This window comes from Enterococcus sp. DIV1307a, assembly GCF_050537425.1.
GTDB lineage: Bacteria > Bacillota > Bacilli > Lactobacillales > Enterococcaceae > Enterococcus > Enterococcus faecalis.
In genome coordinates this window covers 799362-823693 of sequence record NZ_CP172914.1, presented here as the reverse complement: position 1 = coordinate 823693, position 24332 = coordinate 799362, and the positions used below count along the sequence as shown (strand labels likewise).

The 24332-nt window shown below is 37.1% G+C and carries 18 protein-coding genes; 5 read left to right on the top strand and 13 right to left on the bottom strand.

The annotated features are described in order from the left end of the window. Window positions 1-33 precede the first annotated feature (33 nt). Complete coding sequence (gene dnaE / locus IGL90_RS03980; protein ID WP_002379216.1) at window positions 34-3363, bottom strand: DNA polymerase III subunit alpha; 3330 nt, start codon at window positions 3361-3363, stop codon at window positions 34-36. Window positions 3364-3480: 117 nt separating this feature from the next. On the opposite strand from dnaE, the gene IGL90_RS03975 reads away from it, so the two are divergent. Beyond that, on the top strand, window positions 3481-3666 hold the full coding sequence (locus IGL90_RS03975; RefSeq protein ID WP_002355945.1) for a YjzD family protein: 186 nt from the start codon (window positions 3481-3483) through the stop codon (window positions 3664-3666). 54 nt (window positions 3667-3720) lie between these two features. Here IGL90_RS03975 and IGL90_RS03970 read toward each other — a convergent pair whose 3' ends face one another. The 3 genes from IGL90_RS03970 to IGL90_RS03960 form a co-directional block, all read right to left on the bottom strand. Then, window positions 3721-4917, bottom strand: a complete 1197-nt coding sequence (locus tag IGL90_RS03970) for a multidrug efflux MFS transporter (RefSeq protein WP_002381323.1) — start codon at window positions 4915-4917, stop codon at window positions 3721-3723. A 209-nt stretch (window positions 4918-5126) separates the two neighbouring features. Then, a complete protein-coding gene (locus IGL90_RS03965) occupies window positions 5127-6533 on the bottom strand; it encodes an NCS2 family permease (protein ID WP_048737172.1) in 1407 nt (468 codons plus the stop codon). A 151-nt stretch (window positions 6534-6684) separates the two neighbouring features. Further along, window positions 6685-7260 (bottom strand): DUF1361 domain-containing protein, encoded by a 576-nt coding sequence (locus IGL90_RS03960; protein ID WP_048737182.1) that lies wholly within the window; start codon window positions 7258-7260, stop codon window positions 6685-6687. Between the two features lie 205 nt (window positions 7261-7465). Here IGL90_RS03960 and IGL90_RS03955 point away from each other — a divergent pair, with 205 nt between their 5' ends. Then, window positions 7466-8269, top strand: a complete 804-nt coding sequence (locus IGL90_RS03955; protein ID WP_002355941.1) for a Cof-type HAD-IIB family hydrolase — start codon at window positions 7466-7468, stop codon at window positions 8267-8269. A gap of 115 nt (window positions 8270-8384) precedes the next feature. On the opposite strand, the gene IGL90_RS03950 is transcribed toward IGL90_RS03955, so the two are convergent. From IGL90_RS03950 to IGL90_RS03925, 6 genes are all read right to left on the bottom strand, one after another. After that, window positions 8385-9470: a lipoprotein gene (locus tag IGL90_RS03950; protein ID WP_048737174.1), complete on the bottom strand. Its 1086-nt coding sequence runs from the start codon at window positions 9468-9470 to the stop codon at window positions 8385-8387. Between the two features lie 142 nt (window positions 9471-9612). Further along, window positions 9613-11223 (bottom strand): aspartate 4-decarboxylase, encoded by a 1611-nt coding sequence (aspD, locus tag IGL90_RS03945; protein WP_002355939.1) that lies wholly within the window; start codon window positions 11221-11223, stop codon window positions 9613-9615. 159 nt (window positions 11224-11382) lie between these two features. Next, window positions 11383-11793, bottom strand: coding sequence for a nucleoside-diphosphate kinase (ndk, locus tag IGL90_RS03940; protein ID WP_002381321.1), 411 nt, complete (start codon window positions 11791-11793; stop codon window positions 11383-11385). A gap of 109 nt (window positions 11794-11902) precedes the next feature. Further along, entirely contained in the window at window positions 11903-12556 is a 654-nt protein-coding gene (locus tag IGL90_RS03935) for a DUF4767 domain-containing protein (RefSeq protein ID WP_002376227.1), read from the bottom strand. A 42-nt stretch (window positions 12557-12598) separates the two neighbouring features. After that, window positions 12599-13543 carry an aminoglycoside phosphotransferase family protein gene (locus IGL90_RS03930; protein ID WP_002387052.1) on the bottom strand — a complete coding sequence of 315 codons (945 nt, stop codon included), beginning with the start codon at window positions 13541-13543 and terminating at the stop codon, window positions 12599-12601. Window positions 13544-13622: 79 nt separating this feature from the next. Next, window positions 13623-15890, bottom strand: coding sequence for an amidase family protein (locus tag IGL90_RS03925; RefSeq protein ID WP_002410422.1), 2268 nt, complete (start codon window positions 15888-15890; stop codon window positions 13623-13625). A 161-nt stretch (window positions 15891-16051) separates the two neighbouring features. Between IGL90_RS03925 and IGL90_RS03920 the strand changes: the two genes are divergently transcribed. Next, window positions 16052-18289, top strand: coding sequence for an ATP-binding cassette domain-containing protein (locus IGL90_RS03920; RefSeq protein ID WP_048737178.1), 2238 nt, complete (start codon window positions 16052-16054; stop codon window positions 18287-18289). A gap of 48 nt (window positions 18290-18337) precedes the next feature. Here the strand turns inward: IGL90_RS03920 and IGL90_RS03915 are convergent, their stop codons facing one another. Next, on the bottom strand, window positions 18338-19393 hold the full coding sequence (locus IGL90_RS03915; RefSeq protein ID WP_002386202.1) for an endonuclease subunit UvrC: 1056 nt from the start codon (window positions 19391-19393) through the stop codon (window positions 18338-18340). A gap of 22 nt (window positions 19394-19415) precedes the next feature. Further along, window positions 19416-20000 (bottom strand): hypothetical protein, encoded by a 585-nt coding sequence (locus tag IGL90_RS03910; protein ID WP_002381317.1) that lies wholly within the window; start codon window positions 19998-20000, stop codon window positions 19416-19418. Between the two features lie 176 nt (window positions 20001-20176). On the opposite strand from IGL90_RS03910, the gene IGL90_RS03905 reads away from it, so the two are divergent. Continuing rightward, complete coding sequence (locus IGL90_RS03905; protein WP_002355929.1) at window positions 20177-20911, top strand: alpha/beta fold hydrolase; 735 nt, start codon at window positions 20177-20179, stop codon at window positions 20909-20911. After that, on the top strand, window positions 20908-23439 hold the full coding sequence (gene mprF, locus IGL90_RS03900; RefSeq protein WP_002355928.1) for a bifunctional lysylphosphatidylglycerol flippase/synthetase MprF: 2532 nt from the start codon (window positions 20908-20910) through the stop codon (window positions 23437-23439). The genes IGL90_RS03905 and mprF overlap by 4 nt, the downstream gene beginning before the upstream one ends. Before the next feature lie 70 nt (window positions 23440-23509). On the opposite strand, the gene IGL90_RS03895 is transcribed toward mprF, so the two are convergent. After that, window positions 23510-24322, bottom strand: coding sequence for a pyruvate, water dikinase regulatory protein (locus IGL90_RS03895; RefSeq protein ID WP_002355927.1), 813 nt, complete (start codon window positions 24320-24322; stop codon window positions 23510-23512). Window positions 24323-24332 lie beyond the last annotated feature (10 nt).

The following is a 24332-nucleotide window of genomic DNA, read 5'->3' as shown; positions in this document are numbered from 1 at the left end:
AAGTTGAAAACAACTAGTATTTTTTACCGTAAATCATTTGAAAATGACGTTTTGCTCGCCTAAAACGTAAGCTAATTGTTGCTGACTAGCGCTTGTATGAGCGACCCAATTTTCTTCATTTAATACTATTTTCTTACCTGTTTTTTCAAAATAGACAATCACTGGAATGTGTCCAGCGTGACGACTGAGTACCTCTTTCATTTTCTGAAAAACGTCCGTTTGTTCGACATCTTTTGTAATTCTGATAAAACACGTTTCGTCACTAATTGATGTTTCTACTTGTTGCGCTTTTTCTATTCGTTGAACCAATATTTGCAATTCTTGATTGTACGTACTGCGTTCCACTTTTCCTTCCACATAATAAACTTGCCCTTTCTCGACACTCTGTCTTAACTGGCGAAAAACGGTTGGGAACAACGTTAGTGAAATACTTCCTGTTGTATCATCCCCATCAACAAAGGCCATTTGTTCTCCCTTTTTGGTCCGAATCGTCCGAATGTTTTTGACATAAATCAATAATTTCGTGGGCTGATTTTCAACAAGTTCATGAACAAGTTGCGTTTGCTTGGCTAAGCGTGTTTTTTTGAACTCTTCTGTCGGATGTCCTGATAAATAGACCCCTAAATATTGTTCTTCTTGTTCTAGTCGCTCTTCTAGCGGATAATCGGCAATTTCTTCTTCCTTGGGCTTCAACGTTTCTAACAAATCCATACTACCACCGCTGAGAAGAATACTTTGGATATTACTCTCTAAACCTACCGCTAATTGACGGCGATTAGGCGCAATTTCGTCAAATGCACCGATGGCAATCAATGGTTCGATATTTTCAACTTTCAACCACTTACGGTCAATTCGCAAAAGAAACTCATCGAACGTTTTGTACGGTCCATTTTCTCGGCGTTCATTTAAAATATTTTGAATGAAGTCTCGGCGGATTCCTTTTAAAGAACTAAAACCAAATAAAATTTGCTGTTGCTGATTTAGGTAAAAGCTGTAGTGACTTTGGTTAATTGACGGCTGCAAAATCGTCTGCTTGTTTTTTCTAGCTTCGCCAATATATTCTTTAATTTTTGTTGGATTATGACGAACAGAATGCAACAATGCGACATAAAAAGCACTCGGATAATGAACCTTCAAGTAAGCCATTTGAAAACCAATAAAGGAATAGGCAAATGCATGCGAGCGGTTAAAGCCATAATTAGCAAAGCGCTCTATATAATCGTACACTTGGTTAGCTGTTTCTTGGGGATAGCCTTGTTGTAACGCACCATTAACAAAATGATTTCGTTCTTCATCTAGCACATCTTTTTTCTTTTTACTAATGGCCCGACGTAAAATGTCAGCTTGCCCTAAAGAGAAGCCTGCCATTTTCGCAGCAACTTGCATAATCTGCTCTTGGTAAACAATAATTCCGTACGTATTTTCCAAAATGGGGGCGAGACTAGGCTCTGGATAACTAATTTGTTCCAAGCCTTTTTTCCGGCGGATGAAAACATCAATATTTTGCATCGGACCAGGACGATACAAGGCATTGACAGCAGCAATATCTTCAATGCTAGTTGGCCCTAATTTTCTTAATACATTCCGAATTCCAGCAGATTCAAACTGGAAAACACCACTTGTTTCCCCTTTTCTAAATAAAGCCAGCGTTGTTTCGTCATCTAATGGAATCTGATTTAAACGAATGGTTCGATTATAGACGCGTTTAACAGCTGTGAGGGTATCATCAATGATGGATAAATTTCTTAAGCCCAAGAAATCCATTTTCAGAAGACCAATTTTTTCAACATCATTCATAGTAAATTGGGTCAATAAAATTTCATTCGATCCTGGTTGTAACGGAACCAAATTCAAAAGATTTTCATCACTAATTACCACACCTGCTGCGTGCGTAGAAACATGGCGAGGCAATCCTTCTAGCTGAACAGCTGTTTTATAGAGCAATTGATTATTTGGTGAAAAATTGACCAATTCTTGCATCCGTTTCGACTCTTGGTACGCTTCTTCTAACGTAATTTTCAGCTTGTTGGGGACAGCTGCCGACCAACGATTCGCTTCACTCTGGGACAACCCGAAAACACGTGCAACGTCCCGTAAAACCATTTTCGCAGCCATCGTACCAAACGTGGCAATTTGCGCCATGTGATAATGACCATATTTTTGACTGACATAAGCTAAAACTTCCTCCCGCCGATTATCAGGAATATCTAAATCAATATCGGGCATCGTGTAGCGTTCTGGATTCAAAAAACGTTCAAAAAGCAAATCATATTTGATTGGATCTACATCTGTAATTGATAACACATAGGACACTAAAGAGCCTGCAGCTGAACCTCGGCCAGCGCCTGTAACAATTTGATTGTTATGACAGAAGTCCATCACATCCCAAACGATTAAAAAGTAATCATCAAAGCCCATATTGTGAATGATGGTTAACTCTTTTTCTAATCGTTTTTGGTAAACTTCATTTAGATGAGGCACTCTTTCTGGTAATTTTTCTAAACACAATGTGCGTAAATAAGAACCTGCCGTTTGATTATCAGGCACAGGAAAATGCGGTAATAATTTTTGATGTAAAGGAATGTCAACTCGGCAATTTTCAGCTAGCTGAATCGTATTCTGGACCACTTCTGCACCAGCTATTTGAAGCATTTGTTCCATCGTCGTCTCTGCTTCACGCAAGTAATTCAGACCTTCTATTTCCGGTGTTTGGCTTGTAATATTCAATTGATTATTTTCTTTGATGCTCTCAAGAACAGTTACGGCAAAGCCTTCTTCCCTTGTTAAATGACGTACCTCTTGCAAAGCCACGCCAGGTAATTGTTCTCTTTGGTAAAAAGAAAAGAGCGCTGGATTGCGTTGTTGATTCATTGAAAAAGAATGTTCAACAAATAACGACTGGGGATCAAAATATGAAGCAAGTTGTTGGAAAGCGTGAACCGCTTGTTGTTCATCTTCAAAAAATGTTTGGGCGACTTCTCCTTTAGCTGACAAAGTCACGGCAAATAAATCACTTAATAAGGATTGATGTTCCGCTAAGTAAAAGGGACCCTCTGTTGTCATTTTGCTGCTAGATAGTTGCATTAATTGCTGATAACCTTTTAAATTTTTAGCGAATAAAAGCAACTCGGAATGCCCTTCTTTTTCTGCTGGGGTATATTCTAATCTTAAACCGATAATTGGTTGAATTCCCGCTTCTTGGCATGCTTCATAAAATTCAACCGCCCCATGCAAGACATTGATATCGGTAATCGCTAATGTTTGATAACCTAACGCTTTCGCTTGTTTTACATAGGAACGAATCCTAACCGTACTAGATAAAAGCGAATAGGAAGTAACGGTATGTAATTGTGGAAATGACATTGGACAGCTCCTTTTTGAATCCTTGCTATTTTTTGCCTCTTCTCTTATTTTCCTATCGCGGATTCTTTACTTTTAAAGAAAATATGCTAAACTAAGAGCTAGAAAAGAGGTGCTCATATGCGTTATCTTGTTGTATTTTTCTGGACCTTCGCATTAGGCCAAGTCGTTGGATATATCGGCGGTGCATTATCTGGCGGTTCATACGACTTTAAAATGACAACGATTCTATCGTTGGCAACAGCCGTTATTATTTTATTAATTGCACACTTTGCAGTACCGAAAGAAACCAAACCTGTTAAATAAGAAAAAACCAGTTACTAAAGTTATTGTAACTGGTTTTTTTATCTTTTCAACTGTTTAGAGCTTTTTATTTAAAACTTTTCGGAAATTAAAGAAGGACAACCCAATGTTTCCTAAAACGAAACAAGCGGTTACCAGAAAAACAGAAGAATAGCCAAAACCATGGGCAACTGTTGACCCTACCATCGGCCCTAAAACTTGACCGAAATTACTACACATCTGATTGTAACTATAAACTCTACTTACGCCCTCCGTTGGCGTTATTTTACTAATTAACGTATTAATTGATGGCATTAAAGCGCCTGTTGAAAAACCTAAAAGGAATCGCAAAACGCCTAACTGAAAAGGTGTTTGCACAAACGCCATGGGAATGTAACAAATAAAAGAAAGAATTAATCCGCCTAATAAAACTTTTTGGTTCCCAATGCGGTCCCCAATTTTTCCCAAAGTTGGAGAAGAAATAATTGCTGAAACGCCGGCAATCGAAACAATCAAACCACTAACAAATAATACATTCTCTGTATCGCCACTTAAAGATCGAATATATAGCGTTAAGATTGGGCTGATACTTGTAATTCCTAATTGTAAAATTAACGTAGTCACAAACAAACCAATCAATACTGAAACATGATCCATCTTACTAAAAATTTCTTTCGTCGTTAATAAATCCTTTTTCTCAACTGGTTGAAAATCTTCTTTAACTAAAAAGATAGTCAACAACGTTGTAATGAATAAAATAACGCCGGTAATAATAAAGACATTTTCCATTCCAAACCACTGTGCCAACGCACCGCCAATCGATGGCGCAATTAACGTCCCAGCAATTGCACCTGTTGATAATGTCCCTAGAGCCCAGCCATTTTTCTCTTTTGGCGCCTGCGATGCAATCATCGCTGTTGCGTTAGGAATATAGCCGGATAAAATCCCGTTCATAAAACGCATAATCAACAGCCAGTATACATTAGGGACAAATGCTAACGCCCCCATTGTGATCGTCATTCCTGCTGCAGCCCGAATCATCATAATTTTCCGACCTTTTCGATCAGCTAAATTTCCCCAAATCGGTGCAACAATCGCAGCAGCAAACGCCGTGACAGAAATTGCCAATCCAGAAAACAACTCTACTTGACTCTTAGGCGTCCCTAATTGTTCAACATATACTGGAATAAACGGCATAACTAAGCTAATACTCGCCCCTGTAAAAAAGCAACCAATCCATGCGACTAATAAATTCTGCTTCCATTTTATTTTCATACTTTTATCCACCTTATCACCTCTTCACCTACCACTATACTCTAAAAGAGTGAATCTCTCAAAAGAAAATTCTTTTAAAAAAAAGTCTGACAGACCGGTCAAAACGACCAATCTGCCAGACTTCTTAACACTTGGGCTTAAGATAAATAGCTGAATAAACGCAACACCTTCAAAGCTAACCGCTGTTATCTCAGCCTCACTTCTATTTACTATAAAATAGCTAAGATTACAAAGTTTAAGATAAACAACGCATCAATGACCCAAATAATTGGTGAAACTTCTTTGGCTTTCCCTTTGACTACTTTCACCACTGCATAAAAGATGAACCCAGCAGCAATCCCATAAGAGATGCTATAACATAATCCCATGAAAATTGAAGCAAAAAATGCTGGAATCGCATCTTCTAAATCCGTCCAATTGATGTCTTTGAAAGAAGCTAACATCATAATTCCCACTAAAATTAACGCTGGAGCCGTAGCTTGTGCTGGCACAATAGCAATAAGTGGTGAAAAAAGACTACTTAGGGCAAATAGAATTGCTACCACTACCGATGTCAAACCTGTTCGACCACCCGCACCGATTCCTGCTGCACTTTCTACATAAGTTGTCGTATTCGATGTACCAAAAATCGCACCGATAGATGTTGCAATAGCATCTGCAAATAGAGCTTTGTCCATTTTAGTGCTGAAACCCTTACTATCTTCTAAAGCTAATTCATCTTCTTTAGAGAAAATCCCTGTTCGACGTCCCGTACCGATAAATGTTCCAATTGTATCAAACGTATCTGATAAACTGAAGGCAATAATGGTCATTAAAACTTGAGGAATTTTTGAAGAATCACTAAACAATGACTGTAACCCCTCAGCACCAAAAGCAGCGCCAAAAGTTGTACCTAATTCTTTAAATGAATTGCCCAACGAATTAGCATGCCAATCAACCGAAGCAGTGTCTACCACCCCCATTGGAATTGCGACTAACGTAGTAACCACAATGCCAATTAAAATAGCTCCACGAACATTCGTGACAACTAAAATCGTTGTTAAAACTAACCCAATTACCGCCAAAATAATGGCTGGATTATCAAAATTTCCTAAAGCGGGCACGATACTCGAACCATTCACAACACCATTTTGAGGTTCTGCTTGTACTGTGAAACTTAGTAAGCCAGCATTTTTCAACCCTACATAAGCGACAAAAATTCCAATCCCACCACCAATAGCATGTTGTAAACTCTCTGGAATTGCTTTAATAATCATTTTGCGAATTTTTGTCACTGTAATCAAAATGTTAATCAAACCACAAATAAAAACCATTGCTAATGCTTGTTGCCAAGTATACCCCATCCCAAAAACGACCGTAAACGTGAAGAAAGCATTGAGTCCCATTCCCGGTGCTTGAGCGTAAGGTACATTAGCAAACAGCCCCATAATTAATGTACCGATGATTGAAGCAATAATGGTCGCTAAAAAAACAGCCTGAAAAGGCATCCCTGTTTCTGAAAGAATGGACGGATTAACAAATAAAATATAACTCATTGCAAAAAAGGTCGTAATCCCCGCCATTATTTCAGTTGATACCGTTGTCTTGTTTTCCTTTAATTTGAAAAACGTATTCATAATTGCACTTCTCTCCCTTAAAATCCATGTTTTCGAATAATTACTCTTTGATTATAAGAGAATCGCTATCTTTTTACAACAAAATATTAACTATTATATATATTTTTCTATATAACGTTCGTGTTTCGCGGATATAAAAAAAGAAAAAGCTTTACATTGTTTCTTCTTTTCCTAATAATTGGATTAGCCCAAACAACAGCATCTGTAGAAACATCATTAATAAAATAAACATTAATTTTTGAAGGGACCAGTCAAAAAAGATAATTTTCACTGTTTCAATTGGACTCATGAAAAGATAGACACTGTGTAATCGATCAAAACGTCCAACATAAATCGCCAAAGCAGACAAGAAATGAAGGCTGGCTTGAAAGACTACAATTGTTCTATAACCGCAATAACTTTGCAATTTCTGGCTAACAGTTGTTACTGTTTTCATCCCTAAAAGCCCATATATAACAATCCCGCTAGTTAAGCAAACAAACGCCCACCAATCACCAATTTGGTTTGCAAAAATCGTATTAAAGCCTCGATAAATAGATAGCGTTTCTAAATGAAAAAAATCCGTAAATAGGTACGGCGCATTAGGATAAAAAATTAACCAAGCAAAACCTATCAACCAATCCCTTTTACGTTTTTCTGCGTTTAAAAGATAACTAAGTTCAATTGGAATATAGGCTAACAACACGTTCAACGCCATAAAATGAAAATGCGTAGCAAATAACCACATATAGATACAATAGATTAAGGTGATCACTCGTAAATAATTTCTAGAATTTTTCAAGATGCTCTGCGCTCCTTTTTCAAACTGTTTATTTTAGTGTAGCATACTTCTTAAGCTTTTTTTTAAACCTTATAAATGAACATGCTTCTCCCCTTGATAATCTTCGGTTTTATGCTAGACTGAGTAAAAGGCATTTAGGAGGAATTTTTACTTGAAAAAATTAATTGCTATTGATTTAGACGGCACAACATTAAATGCACAGTCTTTAATCAGTCCAAAAACCGAACAAACACTAAAAAAAGCGATTGACAACGGTCATTACGTCAGTATTGCCACTGGACGTCCCTATAGAATGAGTCATCAATTTTACCAACAACTTGGCCTAACGACCCCTATGGTTAACTTTAACGGCGCTTTAGTCCACATTCCAGAGAAAAAATGGGACTTGGAAAGCGAAGCCAATATTGAGCGTGACCTAGTCTTTGACATTTTGGCACAGAAAAAAGAATTACAATTAGATTTTGTTGCTGCTGAAAACAAAGAAACATTTTATATCGATACGTTAGATGGGTTCGATCCGAAATTTTTTGCTTCCAAAGCAACCTTAGATAATTTACTTACTGCTAAAAATTTACGAACAAATCCTACCTCAATGATGGTTCGGACCACACCAAACCAAGCTGAAAAAGTTGCTGATACATTGACAAAACAATATGGTGATTATATTGATGTCCGCACTTGGGGCGGTCCAATGCCTATTTTAGAAATGGTCGCAAAAGGAATTCAAAAGGCCCATGGCGTTGATCAAGTGGCGAACTTTTTATCTGTCAAACCAGCTGATATCATTGCTTTTGGCGATGAACATAATGACGAAGAAATGTTAAGTTATGCTGGTTGGGGTGTTGCTATGAACAATGCCACGGATAAAATTAAATCCGTAGCCAACGATGTCACTGAAAAAACAAATGATCAAGATGGTTTAGCAGATTACTTAGAAAATTATTTAGATCTATAAAAGGCTAAAATAAAAGTATTTCTTTAAAAAGAACTCACTTTGATTTAGCTGATAATCTTAAGATTACGAAAGTGGGGCATAAGTCGAAACGACTTATGCCCCACTTCCGTTTTTTTTATTCCTTCAATGAATTTTGAAACGTGCTGATTTTTTCAGCCAATCTTTGATAAGTCGTAAAAGACGGATGCTGTAGCTCTTGTTCTTCGTTAACGGATAAAGTTTGTTGTGTCGTAATGGCCTTTGTTAGTGCATCTACAAAATGAATAAAAGAATTGTTGGTTTGTTTATTGTATCCTGGTGAATAATATTTCGATTGACGATAAAAAGGCCGCAGGGTTGTTTCTGTGATTTTTTCCTGTTCATCTGAAAAGTATTCATCATAGCTGACATGTTTTATTTTCTGCTCTTCTGTTATCACTTGAAGTCGAGCGATTAGGCCATTGCCTAAATCTTCTGCGTAACCGATATACGTTTCTTTCGATGGCTCTTTTAGCCAAGTGTCCATCTCTGCTGCTAAAGGCATTAATCCTTCACGCGCAGAAGTTGATGAACCGCGTACCGTATAAAAATTACCTGTAACACGATTTTCGTCACGCATTTGTTTTTCTACATAAGTAATACCATTAACAACGGTGACTAACGTATCGTCTGTACGCGTGTTGCTTGCTTGAAATTCAGGATAATCCGACAGGCGTTTGTTGACACCCGAATAGCGTGTATCATAATAAGGATCACTAGCAAACTCTGTAAACTCAACATTCAGAATCCTTTGCGTTTCAGGTTCCGTAATAATCTCTACAATGCCGTAATTTCCGCCAGTAAATACACCTTCATTTTTATAATAGTTACCCGTCATTAATCCCAAAGGCGGTTGATTGGACCAAAACATTTTTTTCTTTTTTTCTTCCGGTGTATATTTTGCTGGTGGGGTTGTTCCAAATGTCGTTTGTGTGGCCCCTGTAACCACTTCGTACGTGTATTCATGAGAATCAAAAGTCAATTGATTAGCAATCAGTTCGTCATTTTTAGTCGGCGCTTGTTTTTCCACCGCAGAAGTCGTTTGATTGGTGACGGTAACTTGCTTCACTTGCTTTGTCTCTTGCGGACCACTTGTTGTTTGTTTCGTTGGCTCTTGATCTGGCGCACAACCAACCAAAATAAATAATCCGATAAAAACCAACATTCCTTTAATATGTTTCATTCACTTCTCTCCTTTTTATAAACGCTTAATTTCCTCTTATCTCCAGTGTAGCAAACATTTATAAACCAAAACTGACGGAAAAATGAATAAATAATAAACAAAAACGCTAAGTCTCCTGCAGCTTAAGAGACTTAGCGTTTTTTTATTTAATTGCTTGGCGCTTTTGGCGCAACCACTCTTCTTTAATGTGTTCAGATAGGCGAATCATTCGTTTACCAACTTCACTATATTGGTTAGTAGCTAAATTGGCTAAAGAAATTCGAACTGACCATTTGTCACTCCCGAAAGCATCCGCTTTTAAAAGCATTAATTTTTCTTTTTCTGCTAACGAAGTTAATACTTTTGTGATCGTCCACGATTTCGTTAAATAACTTGAAAATTCTGGGCCATAACGTTTTTCTGTCCAATCTCTAAAGTTAATTTCACAATAGTATGCTGTATTTAAACTTGCTAAAGGCTCTTCAATGCCTAAGGTGCGGAACAAGAGCTTTTCACGCGTATGACAAATATCCATCACTTCGTCTTTATATGCTTGACCGTCTTTTAACAAAGCATACAAACTAAATAAAGCCATCATTGCTTGCTGAATAGAAGAAAGTCCCGCTGCATGGTTCAACGCAATATCGCGGCTGTCTGCGACTAAGCGGCTGATAAAGTTAATTTGGCTTGTGTCTGCATTCAATGTAGCATAACGTGCCTGTAATTCCATTTTTCGAGCCACTGGCAATTCTTTTAATAATTGATCAAAGATGTTCTCTTGACTGACCGCAATAGTCCCCACACGCCAACCGGTAGCGCCAAAGTATTTAGAATAAGAATAGATACAGGCTGTATTGTAAGGTAACTCCGTAAATAGTGAACGGAAAGCTGGCACAAAGGTTCCGTAAACGTCATCTGTTAAAATCATTAACTTAGGGTTATCCACTGCAACGATTTGTTTGATTTGTTCAATGGTAGGTTTTCCCATAGCATTAGCAGTTGGATTGCTGGGATTTACGACAAAAACCGCTTTGATGGACGGGTCTTTTAGTTTATCAATTTCCTTGTTTGAGTATTGATACGTCGTTTTTCCATCAATGATCATTTGCTCTGCTTTGATTTTAACCACGTCAAAGTCATAACGTGGTAGTTCTGGAATTTCTAAATAAGGAGCAAACGTTGGTAATAACAACGCAATACGATCACCTTTTTCTAGTAAATAATTATTTGCCAACGTATCAAACAAGTAACAAATCCCTGCTGTACCACCCTCAACGGCAAAAATATCAAACGGTTGTGCTTCGCTGGAAAATAATTCTTGATTTAAATATGCTTTAATCGGTTGTTCACACGCCTTCAAGCAACGAACAGGATTCGGATAATTATCCCCAATCACATAGTCTAACATGGCATCTAACCACATTTCCTTATCCATCCCAAAATAGTTATGCTCTGCTGTCCAAATTTCTTGTAAGAAGGTTGCCCCTTTGCTTGGATTTTCTGCTAAAAAGTTTAAGAAGCGTTGCGTTCTACCAAAACTTGGCTGAATCATACCAGCCGTTTGTTCGCTCCCCTCTCTTAACGTTTCTTTTGTAGCAAATTGACCTAATAAAAAAAAGGCTTCCCTTGGTGTTGGCGCCGTCCAATTAGGATTGCCTCGCCCTGCATTTAACAATGTTTCTAAATTATGATTTTCTTCATGTAATTTCTTCTCTAAAAATAGACTTAATTCAAACGGACTAAGGTTTTCTGTCAATTCATCACTTGTTATCATTTTATCCTCCTGAAGCACACACAGTCATTTAGTATTTAGTATGTAGTCTATACTACTCTTCTACCTCCAGATGTCAACCATTTAAGCGGAATATTCTGACAATTAATAAAAAAGAAACAATCCTTTATAAAAAATAAAGGATTGTTTCTTTTTTGCTGATTAACCAAAGAACCGTTGCATCTCAATTTTTGCTGATTGAACAGAATCAGAAGCATGGATTAAATTTTTGGTGACAGACAACCCATAATCCGCTCGTAAGGTGCCACTTTCAGCATCTAACGGATTCGTTGCTCCAACTAATTTACGCACTTTTTTAACCACATTGTCCCCTACAACGACCATCACAACCACTGGGCCACTTGTCATATAGGCTAATAATTCAGGGAAAAATAGTTCATCTTTTAAATGCTCATAATGTTCCTTCACTGTTTCTACTGTTAGTCGTTCGAATTTAAGGTGCAATAAGTCAATACCTTTATCTTCAAAACGTTGAATGATTTTGCCAACTAACTTTCGTTCAACGCCATCTGGCTTAATAATTACTAAACTTGTTTCCTTCATTTTTTCCATCCCTTTCAAAACTTCCTTTTGCCCTTTCCCAAGGGGTAGCTACAGAATAAAATGAAAGCGGATACTTTGTCAATGATAAATTTTCTTTTCCTTTTGATTAAATAAAAAATTAAAGATTATTCACAAGATTTGTGAATTGTTCTTTCAGTTCTGTATTGCTTGTTTCTTTTAAAAACAAATAAGGTTGCTCCTCTACTGGCTGTTCTTTACTCACATAAACTTTAGCTTCACCATTCACTAAAGTAAATAAATAGACATGCTTCTGGGCAACTTGTGTCGCACTGTCAGAGTATACTGCCACCAGACAATAACCCCCTTCGCTGCCTGTTTCTGACCAATTTAACCAAATGGGATTGTTCCCAATAGCTGGTTGTATTTTAGGTTCATAACTCAATAAATCATCAGGCACTTGAATCGTGTAAAAAGCTACAGAGTGACCTGGTTGGTACGCTTGATAGTTCTGATTGCGTTCTTGACCCCAGGTTTCCATGTATTGTCCTAACTGTTTTGCTTTTTGCTGATTCCAAATCGTCCCTTCTTCTGTAACTAATTCAGTTAATTCTTGTGTTTGCGTTGTTTGCTCTAATTCCAACGCCGTGGTTTGACTAACTTCGGTTGCTGAAATTGCTCTTGTTTCTTCAGTATTTACATTGTTTGTTTGTACGGTTTGTACTTTCTGTGATTCCTCTTTCGATTTTTGCCAACCACAGCTAGATAAAACGCTTCCAACAACCGCTATCATAATAATCCCGTTTAGTTTCATTCCTTAAACTCCTGTTTTTATTTTTATTCTATCGAAATAAACCTAAAATCTCAATCCCTTTCTTTGAATAGTTGAAAACCATTTGGGAACTAGTAATTCTCCACAATTATAGTCCTCTAGTAATTGTTGGTATTGCTGTTCCATAGTCCTGATTTCTTTTTCACCAAAGCTCAGTGCCCAAACTAAAGAATAGAGTCCTGCGTGAAAAGTATAAAGCTTTTGAAACTGCCAAAATAAGGTAGGAACTTTCCCAGCAAAATAACCTTGTAATTGACCATAAGCAAACAATGGCGAAACATTTCTTGAAAAAAATTGTAACTTGTAAAATTCTTCATAAGGATCCCCAAAATCCCATCGATTAAAATCAATCACACCGACCTGCCTAGTTGGCAAGTAAATAAAATTTCCCACATGGAAATCTCCATGCTGATAAACCACAGGCCGTTGTTGCAATAACGGTAATTGTTTTTCTAAATATGAAATTATTGGCTGCTGGTACGGCATACAAAATTGAGATTCCTTATACTTATTTAGTTGGCTCTGCTTTTTTTCGTATAAATTTTGCGCAATCTCTCTTTGACTAATCCTTTCAGGCAACAAAAGCTTATGGATTTTGTTTAAATAGCGGCCTGCCTCTACGCCTAAGTTCAGTTGTCTTTTGGGAGAAAGAGCGGGTAAAACATCGCTTAAGTCTTCACCTTCTAGATACGTTAATAACATGTATCCTTGTTCACTTTCAGGAATAGGTGCACATAAAAAAGGTTTAGAACTGGGAAATCCTAACGCCGCTACTTTTTTGATAAATTGATATTCTTGTTGTTTGGCTAATAACTCTTCTTGTTGAAAAATTCGCAATAAAAAGGTTTCTTGATTTTTGGTAACTTTAAACTTTAAATCAGTTGACCAACCACGGTGAATAGCTTCAACTTTTTGCCATTGCTGAAACGCTGGAATCTTCTCAAACGCCCTCATTACTTTCGCCTCCATTTCCCTATTGGTTTTAGTATACCAAAGAAAAAAGGCTGGAGACAATTGGGGATAAATTGTCTCTAGCCTTCACTGGTTATCATTTTCTAGTTTTCCTTATATAAATCGTTCCACTCGTTACTAAGAAAGCTCCTCCTAAAACAACCCAGAAAGTACTAGGTACTTCTGCACCTGCTTTTGGTAATACTTTTTTGGGAAGCTGTTCTTTTTTCCCAATCATATTTTTATCAGAAAAAGCATGAGTACTTTCTGTTGATTTGGTTCCCTGATTTGCTGATGAATTCAGCGAATTATCTAAGGATGACTCACTAGTAGTTTTTCCAGATTTGTCTGGGTTTTGGTTTTGGTTTTGGTTTTGGTTTTGATCTTTTCCTTCGATTGGTCCTTCACTTGTTTTTGTTTCTTTGTCTTTATCTGGTTCGCCACTTGTATCTAGTTCTTTATCTTTATCTGGTTCGCCACTTGCATCTGGGTCTTTATCTTTGTCTGGTTCGCCACTTGCATCTGGGTCTTTATCTTTATCCAGTTCGCCACTTGCATTTGGTTCTTTGTCTTTGTCTGGTTCGCCACTTGTATCTGGTTCTTTGTCTTTGTCTGGTTCTTCTACATGTGGTTGATTTATCTTGTGGTTATTTTCAAATAAAGCACCTAATTGTAGCAATGTTCGGTCTTCATTTAATGCACTATTAAATTGAATCCCCAAAGGCAGTCCTTCTTTTGAAACGTAAGTTGGTACACTTAATGCTGGATGTCCAAATAAATTTGCTTGTTGTGTAAACGGTGTATATGTGAACGCCGTCAGCCATTGGTCATAAATCAATTGTTTTTGTTCTGCTGGTGACAATTGATCAATTTTTTCCATCTGTGCTGCATGTTCTGGTTTTAGTAACGGATTATCAATACTAGGTGCCGTGGCAGCCGTCGTTGGTGTTAATAAGATAGGATACTGTTGATAAAATTCGTCCATCGCTTGTGCTTGTAAAGCAATATCTGTCCAAGCCGCAGTTGTCTCTTCACTCGTTATATTTTTTCCTGTTTGAAAAAGCGCCCATGTTAACAGTTCTACATCATTTCGTTCAAGCGGTCTTTTCAATTTCTGCCGCGCCATAAAATCGGCAATTCCTGCTGAGCCAGCAGCTACAGTATAATAATTTTTCATTAGACGTTCCCCATCAACAGGGTGCTTCACTTCAACCAATGTGTACCCTTGGTCTTTTAAAAAAGCAACAGCTTCAGCGACCGCCTCTTTTGCTTCGGCACTTATAGGCGTTCCGGCAGGGGATTCTGTTGTATAAGCAATGGGTTGCGCTTGACTTAAATGTCCCGCAGGAAGATCTTTTTTGGTTAATAAGGTTTCAAATAATGCATTTGTATCCGCCACGGTTCGACTTAAACCAAAGTGAACAGTTTGACCTTTTGCACTATTAGAATTACCAATGATTACTCCTCTAGAAGGTTTCAAGCCTACGGTGCCTGTCCAAGAAGCAGGGATGCGGATAGAGCCACCAGCATCACTTCCAGAAGCAATGGGAACAAATGCCGCGGCGACACTAGCACCCGCTCCGCCTGAAGAACCACCTGAATAATGGTTAGGATTCCATGGATTGACGGAAACGCCATATAACTTTGAATCTGAAATATTCTTCCAACCTAATTCTGGATAATTCGTTTGACCAATGATTATGAATCCGGCATTTTGTAGTGCTTTGACAAAGGTCGATGTCCCACCAGCTACTTGATCTTGGAGAAAACCAAAACCGTTCGTGTTGCTTTCACCTTTCAAGGATTGTCCTAACCCTTTTAGTAAGAGCGGCACACCTAGAAATGGTTGACCTGTATCTTGTAAAGCTTTTGCTTCTGTCAAAGCCGCTTCTTCTCGTAAAGTAATGACCGCATTTAATGTAGGATTTTCACGTTTAGTGATGGCCAACGCAATTTTTACTAATTCTTCGCTCGTCACCTTTTTTTCTCTTACTAAAGTTGCTAACTCCAGTGCAGTTGCTTGTTTATAATCTGCTTCTGAAAAAACACTCTCTGCAGAAACAGCTTTTCCATCTGTATCACTATTTTGTATCTCATTTGTGGTTTCAGTAGTTACTGCAACCGCATTTCCGCTACTGCTTTCGGCGATTGCCGAAGAGGATTCTTTTTCCTGCATCACCGTTTGGCTAGTAGTTTCAGATTCCAAGTTAGCTACAGTCTGACTGGTTTCTGTTGTTACTGATTCCGTCTCTGTTTGAACGGTTGTTTCTAGTATACTTTCTTGTGCCAACATTGGTACCCCTACCAGTGTTTGGCTAATTAATAAAATAATCCCTAACTTTTTGAACAAAATCGACTTCTTCATAAGTCACATCCTTTATCTATTAATACAGTTAAAAAATCTGTATTACTTATAGCATAAATGAAAGCGATTAAAAAGTAAAGTTCTCTTGAAAATTCCCATGTTCAACTTTTAGGCTAGGTTCTTTTTATATGCTAAAATAGAATAGAAACGGAGGTTTTTTAATGGAATGGATTGAAATTAAGCACGCAACACAAAATAATTTGAAGAATATCTCTGTCAATATCCCTAAAAAGCAACTAACTGTTGTTACTGGACTTTCGGGTTCAGGAAAGTCCTCCTTAGTATTTGACACATTAGCCGCTGAATCACGTCGTGAACTAAATGATACATTTAGTTCGTTTGTTCAAAATTACTTACCCAAATATGGTCGTCCAGAAGTTGAAAAAATCGAGAATCTTCCTGTTGCAATTGTCATTGACCAGAAAAAAGTAGCAGGTAATTCTCGTTCGACAGTGGGAACGTACACAGATATTTATACGTTTTTACGTTTGCTGTTTTCACGAGCAGGTTCTCCATTTGTTGGTTATTCAGATACTTTTTCGTTTAATCATCCGGATGGAAAATGTCCAACATGCGATGGCTTAGGAAAGATTACCGAAATCAATCTTCATCAGCTAGTTGATTATGACAAATCATTAAACGAAGGGCCTATCGATTTCCCCACATTTACAGTTGGCAACTGGCGGTGGAAGCGTTATGCCCATAGTGGTCTATTTGATTTGGATAAAAAAATCAAGGACTATTCTCCTGAAGAGTTAGCATTATTTTTATATGCTCCACAACAAAAACTAGCTAATCCACCCAAAGAGTGGCCTCATACAGCTTTGTATGAAGGAATCGTCCCGCGTATGCAACGTAGCATATTGCATACAGACGAAGGCAAACGTCATCAAAAATACCTTAATCACTTTGTTACCGTAAAAAGATGTCCTGATTGTTTAGGAAGTAGAGTCAATGAACGTGTTCGTAGCTGCAAAATTAATCAGAAAAGTATTGCTGATGCTGTTGACATGCCACTCACTGAATTACATTCTTTTATTCGTTCAATGGACCTATCCTTAATAAAAACTATTCAAGAAGAGCTACTTGTACGTCTAGAAGCATTAATTAATATCGGTCTCTCCTACCTCACATTAGGACGAGCAACTGAAACACTTTCTGGTGGTGAAGCACAGCGGATTAAAATTGCTAAGTATGTAAACAGCGCCTTAAATGATATTATGTATATTTTAGATGAACCAAGTGCTGGCTTACATCCAAAGGACATCGAACGGATCAGTCGTGCATTGCTCAATTTAAAAAATAAAGGAAACACCGTGGTTCTCGTGGAACATAATCCACAATTAATTAGAGAAGCTGATTTTATCATCGATATCGGACCTTTCGCAGGCGAAAATGGTGGCCATGTCCAGTTTTCAGGAACGTATGACGCATTTTTAGTCTCCAAAACCTTGACTAGTCAAGCGCTTCAAGAGCCGCTCCCTTTAAACGACCAACCAAGAAAAGCAAGGAAGTCTTTATCAATCGAACATGCGACACTGCATAATTTAAACAATCTATCTGTCGAAGTTCCGTTAGGAGTTTTGACTGTTATTTGTGGGGTCGCTGGTTCAGGTAAATCATCATTAGCGGAAGAAATTTATCAAAAAGCCCAGGCTGATAACCAAGAAATTATTCATCTTTCACAAAAAAGCATTACCGCAAATTTACGATCCACACCTATGACCTATCTTAATATTTTTGATAAGGTCCGCAAACTGTTTGCGGAAGAAAATCATGTTAGTCCAGCTTTATTTAGCTATAATTCCAAAGGCGCCTGTCCTACTTGCAAGGGGAAAGGCATAATTGTCTCCGATATGTCTTTTATGGAGGATGTTACTAGTATTTGCGAAACCTGTCACGGAACGCGTTACAAAGAAGAGGTGCTTCATTATCTGTATAACGGAAAAAATATCGTTGAAGTACTAGCTTTAAGCGTTAAAGATGGCTATGATTTTTTCAAAGACCAGCCTTTTGCTCTTTCATTAAAAAATTTACTGGAAGTTGGCTTAAGCTACCTTAAACTCAATCAATCGCTCTCAACATTATCTGGTGGCGAATTGCAAAGGGTAAAATTAGCAGACACACTTCACCAAAAAAAAGCTATCTATTTAATGGATGAACCTACAGATGGTTTACACTTAATTGATATCCAACAAAGTCTTCAACTTTTCAATCGAATGGTAGAAGAAGGAAACAGCTTAATTTTATTAGAACATCACATTGACGTGATTAAAAGTGCCGACTGGTTGATTGAACTAGGTCCCGAAGGTGGAGAAAATGGCGGACAGCTTCTTTTTACAGGAACCCCAGCAAATATGCTAAATTCCACTCATTCTATTACTAAAGGCTATCTGTAAAATAAAAAGTACAAACGGTGCAAGCAACAAGCACCGTTTGTACTTTTTTTATTTTAACCCAACTTCCATCTTCACAGGTTGGTGATCTGTATATTTAAATTGTTCGTCCTTTGTTTTCACGCTATGAACAGCCACATTATCAGAAACAATAAAACCATCAATTACATACACTTGAGATGTTTCATAAGAGCCAGTGTAAGGCTTATTAAGCACCCGCACAGTCGGTTGTTGATCATCATAAGCAAGTGAAAAATGTTTAGGTAAGTCTGCAGGATCAATTTCTCCTGGTGCCCAACCAGCTTCACCTAGGTTAGGATATCGATGACTGCCTTTGAAAACTTGATTAAAGTCACCTCCAGCAATTACATAGTTTCCTTTAGCGTATTCTTGGGATAATACGTCAGCTAACTTTTTGCTTTGAGCAATCTTCCCATCCCCATTGTCATAGGCTTCCAAATGTAAGTTAAAAACCACTAATTCTTTGTCTGTGCCTTTAATTGAAAAGCGCGTTTCTAGAAGCGCTCGTTTTAAGTTACTAATGCTAACGGGCCAACGAAAGGGATTGGGTAAAGCAATGCGTTTAGCCTCTGTTATTTTTTCATTTGATAATGTTAATAAACCACTTTCTACTCGTCCAATCGGCGGCCAAGGAATGGGCACATAATCTACCTTAAAATTATAAGCAAATGCGCTGTTCAGCTGTAGCTGTTTTTGTAATTCTTCCTCTTGATTGACTTCATAAGAACGTTGCGAGCGACGATCGACTTCTTGGAATAAGTAAATCATCGCTGGTAATTCTTTTAAGGTTCCTTCAATGCCTGTTAAATTCTGTTGGACCATTGCCTTATTAACTGGTTGGACAGTTTTGCCACCGTCCATAAAAAAATCTTCTGTTTGTCCTAGGCCAGCATAGCCTATGTTATACGTGACTAAAGAAATGGATTGATGTTTTTCGATGGTTTGCTCTGAAAATTGTTTATTTATAGCAACTGGTTCAACCGCTCGTGGTCGAAACTCTCGAAAGGTTAAATATCCTATCAAAATTAAAGCTATGCTTAAAAGAAGGACCATCAAGCTACCGAGATATTTAAAAAACTTTTTCATTGATTCCGATGTTCCTTTCACATTAGGTCAAACCAAAAGTAGCAATTATCTTCGTTGCTACTTCTTCTGGTGTCATGTTTGAATTATTTATTTTCGTTATTTTTACATTTGGAAATGTACTTTCTAGTTCACCTTCGTGGCTTACTAATCGATGTTCTTTAAAGGTATTGAGTAATTCTTTTCGAGAAAAGTCGACATCGCGTTTTGAAGGTTTTGCCTCTAGCCGTTCTGGATGAACATTTCGTTCTAGGCGGATTGATGTTGAAGAGACGAGTTCGACGAAATAAACGGACTCATGTTTACTAAGAAAAATTTCTGATATTTCTTCTAAAAATTGAAAATCCTGTTCTTGATCAAAAGCAATCACCACTGTAAAAATAATGTTTTTTGTTGTATTTGTGGCTGGATTTTCGACAAAGGCATGAAAAAGTTCCTTTCTAACGGAATCAGACAATTGAAATGCACGTTCCGTATACCCAAGATAGTTTGCAAATAAGTCAATGGTTTGATGATTAAATAGTAATTTAGCATCTAACTGCTTTTCTAAAGCCTTGCCAACGGTCATTTTCCCGACAGCTTGGGCACCAATTAAAACGATTAAAGACATCAACTTTCCCTCCTCTAGTCTAATTTTTAGGTGGCTATCTTCTACTATATCACACTATATTACAACACCTTACAAAACTGTTCGGAAAATTTTCTGTTTTTTATTACAAAAAAAAGACAAAAGACTCTATAATGAGAGAGGACTCGATTGATTATAGATGAGATAGGTGACGGAGAATGGCAATAGAAAAATATTTTCAAACAATAGATGGCAGTCAAATTTTTTATCAAATTTTTGGCAAAGAAACAAATTACCCCCTTGTGTTACTTCATGGTAATGGCAATGATCATACTTTTTTTAATTATCAAATTTCTTATTTCTCCAAGGAGTATCAAGTTATTGCGGTGGATACCCGCGGACATGGACGTTCCACCAATACACAAAGTCAATTAACTTTTCCGCTTTTGGCAGAAGATTTAGCTGGTATTATTCAACAAGAACACTTAACAAAAATTAATTTATTGGGCTTTAGTGACGGAGCAAATATTGCCATGGTTTTTACCCATTTATATCCTGATTTCGTCAACAAACTCGTCTTAAATTCTGGAAATGTCACCATGTCTGGTCTGAAAAAATATGTAACGATTGCCACTTATTTTCAATATTGGTTTTGTCGTATTGGCGCTTTTTTTTCAAAAAAATTGCGCACACGGCTCCCTATCGTGGCTCTGTTATTTGAAGATACTGGACTGACAAAACAAGATTTAGAACACATCCCCTGTCCTACTCTTGTTATTACTGGCAGTCGAGATTTAATTGCGCTTTCCCATTCACGGGCGATTGCTGATGCCATTCCTGATGGTAAATTGGTCTTGGTAAATAAACAGGGTCATTTATTTGCCAAAAACTCACCAGATATTTTTAATAAAACAATCGAAAAATTCTTAAAGGAAATGAAGGTGTCTAAATGAAACAAATTATTCATTGGATCAAAACGCATACAGGATTACTAAAAACACTGTTTGTTATTGCGGTCTCAATTATTGTTGTTGCCCAACTTTTATCAATTGGTAAAACGATCTCATTTGAACAGTTAAAACAGATTTTTGATGAGATTCCGCTATGGAAATTGTTATTGATGATGGTTATCGGTTTAGTTTCCGTTACTCCGATGCTAAATTATGACTTAACATTAAATCGCATTTTAAACTTGAAAGTCTCAAAACGGGAACTCCTTGAATCTAGCTGGATTGTCAATACTATCAATAATATTGGTGGATTCGGTGGTTTGGTCAGCATGGGACTTCGTTCTGAATTTTATGGAAATAAAACAGAGGAAAAGAAAATTTTACCTGCGTTAACCCATATTTTACTTTTTGTGTTATCCGGTCTATCTATTTATAGTATTCTTTGCTTTTTCCTTGTTCAGTTTGATCCAAAGATGGCTTATTTACAGCAATATTGGATTTGGTTATTAGGTGGCGGTCTTTATTTCCCGTTACTTTATCTTATTTTACATTTCCAAAAAAATAGTTCCTTTGGTAACCTCGATGCAAAAAATCGCTTATCTTTAGTTGTTTCTTCGTTTTTAGAATGGACAGGTGTTTTAATTACCTTTATCAGTATTGGTTACTTATTAGATGTACCGATTCCTTTAATTGATATTGTTCCTTTATATGTAGCAGCTTCGATTATTGGGATTGCTTCGATGATTCCAGGGGCTTTAGGTAGTTTTGATGTCATGATGATTTTAGGACTAAGCAACTTAGGTGTTGATCGTGAAATTATTGTTTTGTGGTTATTGCTCTATCGTTTATTCTATTATATTATTCCTTTCTTAATTGGCTGTTTGTTCTTTACAAAACACTTAAGCCAAAAGTTGGATACTCATTATCGTCAATTGCTAAAACAAATTACTTTGGAAATTGCCCACAAGCTGGAAGTGGTTTTACTTTATTTTTCAGGAATTATGATGGTGCTCCTAGCCACTATTCCAGAAGCCTTCACTCAAGTGCATTGGTTAAGAGATATTAACCCCTTCCGTTCTCATATTATTATTCAAATTCCGAGTATTGTCTTAGGCTTTGCATTATTAATTATGGGACGTGGGATTGCTGATCGTGTTAAAAGAGCCTATTATCCAACGATTATTTTATTAATTGGTGCTATCTTGTATTCATTTGTTGTTGACTTTAGTATGTTTTCCATTTTCTATTTAGCTATTTTATTATTTATCGTTATTTTTTCAAAATCAGAATTGTACCGTGAACAACTGGTTTACTCTTGGGAGTGGATGACGATTGATGGCTTTATCTTTGGCTTGTTGACTTTGTTATACCTGGTAATTGGTGTTTATAATTTACCGAACTTCCCACACCATCGTCATCATTTTGTGGAATTTTTCTTGTTCCCTTCCGAACGGATCTGGTTGTCAGGATTTATCGCTATCCTCTTAGTTATGAGTTTTAACTTTCTATTTGTTCGCTACCTCCAAGGGAAAAAACACCAAGTTGGTGAGTTTCCAGAAGATAGTATCTTGCATAATATCTTAACAACTTATGGCGGGAATATTGACAGTGAACTTGTCTTTCTTCATGATAAACAGGTTTTCTTATATCCCAAAGAAGAACCGACTGTCTTTTTACAATTCAACACCATTAATAATAAATGCGTTGTGATGGGCAACCCTTCTGGGAACAAAGAAGATTTTCCTGCGGCGATTGATGCATTCCTTAAAGAAACAGATCGTTTCGGCTATGTACCCGTCTTTTACGAAACCAATGAGGACAGCGTGATGTTACTACACGAATATGGCTACGAATTTATCAAAATGGGCGAAGAAGCCTTAGTTAATCTAGAAACATTTACGATGTCTGGGAAAAAATTCAAAGGTACCCGCGCAGTGTTTAATAAAATTACCAAAGCCGGCTATTCATTTGACGTACTCCAACCTCCTTTTAGTACCGAACAAATGCACGAATTAAAAGCTATTTCGGATAGTTGGTTAGACAATCGAAAAGAAAAAGGCTTTTCACTAGGATTTTTCGATGAAGCGTATCTTCAAAGAAACCCAATTGCTGTTGTCCGAAATGCTGAAGGAGAAATGGTCTCTTTCGCTAATATTATTCCTAGTTACACAAATGAAGTTGGTACCATCGACTTGATGCGTCACCATAAAGAAAAAGCCCCTTCTGGAAGTATGGATTTCCTATTTATTCATTTATTTGAATATATGAAAACAGAAAATATTCATTATTTCAATTTAGGGATGGCTCCGTTAGCCAACGTTGGTCAATCAAGAAAAAGTTTTATTCAAGAACGGATTGCTGCGTTAATTTATGAATTTGGTTCAGAAATTTACTCCTTCCAAGGATTACGCGAATACAAGGAAAAATTTGCTAGCAAATGGCAACCCCGCTATACACTTTATTCTAAAAGTAGCTGGATTGTCTACGTGATGATTGCTTTACTCATTGTCGATCAAAAAAATATTGACTAACAAAAAGAATCCCAATTAAGTATAAAAAGCTTGGCAACTTCACTGAAATTTAGTGAGGTTGCCAAGCTTTTTAATTTCTTTCATCTAGTTTTTCTTTAATTAAAAAGGCTGTTTCTTCGACAGATTTTGCGGTTACATCAATCACTGGGATGCCATACTTCGCAAAAATTTCTTCAGCATAAGCTAATTCTTGTTCAATCCGTTCAACATTGGTATAACTGGTCTCATTACCTAAACCTAAGGAAGCCAACCGACTGCTACGAATCTGTCCTAATGTTTCTGGCGAACAAACTAAACCAATCATTTTTTGTGGATCCATTTCTTCCAAAATTGGCGGCAATGGAACTTCTGGAATTAATGGTAAGTTAGAAACGCGGTAGCCTTGATTCGCTAAATACATACTGACTGGCGTTTTTGAGGTCCGCGAAACGCCTAACAACAATATATCAGAATCAAGAAACCCTTGAGGATTTTTGCCATCATCATATTTTACAGCAAATTCAATCGCTGAGATTTTATCAAAATAGGCACGATCTAGTTGGTGGCGTCGTCCAGGCTCTTCAATAGGATCTACTCCGGCTTTCGCTTGAATTAATTCAAAAAATGGCGCCATTAAATCTAAATATAACAACCCTGTTCGTTCACTAAATTCTTTCGCCGCTGTGATTAGTTGTTTACTGACTAATGTACTGACAACTAAGGCTTTATCTTTTAAGGCATCTTTTAAAATCTCCAATAATTCTTCTTCTGTTGTGACAAAAGAAAAATTGTATCGATTAAGAAAAGAAATATCTGGATATTGTGCGCTTGCTGCAGCTAACAATTTTTGTGATGTTTCTCCAAGTGAATCGGAAATAGTATAAACAATGATCTCTTTTTTCATAATTAAGCTC

Coding starts and splice junctions, on each gene's coding strand:
- dnaE (WP_002379216.1), bottom strand. CDS start 3,363: ATGTCATTTCCACAATTACATACCGTTACTTCCTATTCGCTTTTATCT.
- IGL90_RS03975 (WP_002355945.1), top strand. CDS start 3,481: ATGCGTTATCTTGTTGTATTTTTCTGGACCTTCGCATTAGGCCAAGTC.
- IGL90_RS03970 (WP_002381323.1), bottom strand. CDS start 4,917: ATGAAAATAAAATGGAAGCAGAATTTATTAGTCGCATGGATTGGTTGC.
- IGL90_RS03965 (WP_048737172.1), bottom strand. CDS start 6,533: ATGAATACGTTTTTCAAATTAAAGGAAAACAAGACAACGGTATCAACT.
- IGL90_RS03960 (WP_048737182.1), bottom strand. CDS start 7,260: ATGTGGTTATTTGCTACGCATTTTCATTTTATGGCGTTGAACGTGTTG.
- IGL90_RS03950 (WP_048737174.1), bottom strand. CDS start 9,470: ATGAAACATATTAAAGGAATGTTGGTTTTTATCGGATTATTTATTTTG.
- aspD (WP_002355939.1), bottom strand. CDS start 11,223: ATGATAACAAGTGATGAATTGACAGAAAACCTTAGTCCGTTTGAATTA.
- ndk (WP_002381321.1), bottom strand. CDS start 11,793: ATGGAAAAAATGAAGGAAACAAGTTTAGTAATTATTAAGCCAGATGGC.
- IGL90_RS03935 (WP_002376227.1), bottom strand. CDS start 12,556: ATGAAACTAAACGGGATTATTATGATAGCGGTTGTTGGAAGCGTTTTA.
- IGL90_RS03930 (WP_002387052.1), bottom strand. CDS start 13,543: ATGGAGGCGAAAGTAATGAGGGCGTTTGAGAAGATTCCAGCGTTTCAG.
- IGL90_RS03925 (WP_002410422.1), bottom strand. CDS start 15,890: ATGAAGAAGTCGATTTTGTTCAAAAAGTTAGGGATTATTTTATTAATT.
- IGL90_RS03920 (WP_048737178.1), top strand. CDS start 16,052: ATGGAATGGATTGAAATTAAGCACGCAACACAAAATAATTTGAAGAAT.
- IGL90_RS03915 (WP_002386202.1), bottom strand. CDS start 19,393: ATGAAAAAGTTTTTTAAATATCTCGGTAGCTTGATGGTCCTTCTTTTA.
- IGL90_RS03910 (WP_002381317.1), bottom strand. CDS start 20,000: ATGTCTTTAATCGTTTTAATTGGTGCCCAAGCTGTCGGGAAAATGACC.
- IGL90_RS03905 (WP_002355929.1), top strand. CDS start 20,177: ATGGCAATAGAAAAATATTTTCAAACAATAGATGGCAGTCAAATTTTT.
- mprF (WP_002355928.1), top strand. CDS start 20,908: ATGAAACAAATTATTCATTGGATCAAAACGCATACAGGATTACTAAAA.
- IGL90_RS03895 (WP_002355927.1), bottom strand. CDS start 24,322: ATGAAAAAAGAGATCATTGTTTATACTATTTCCGATTCACTTGGAGAA.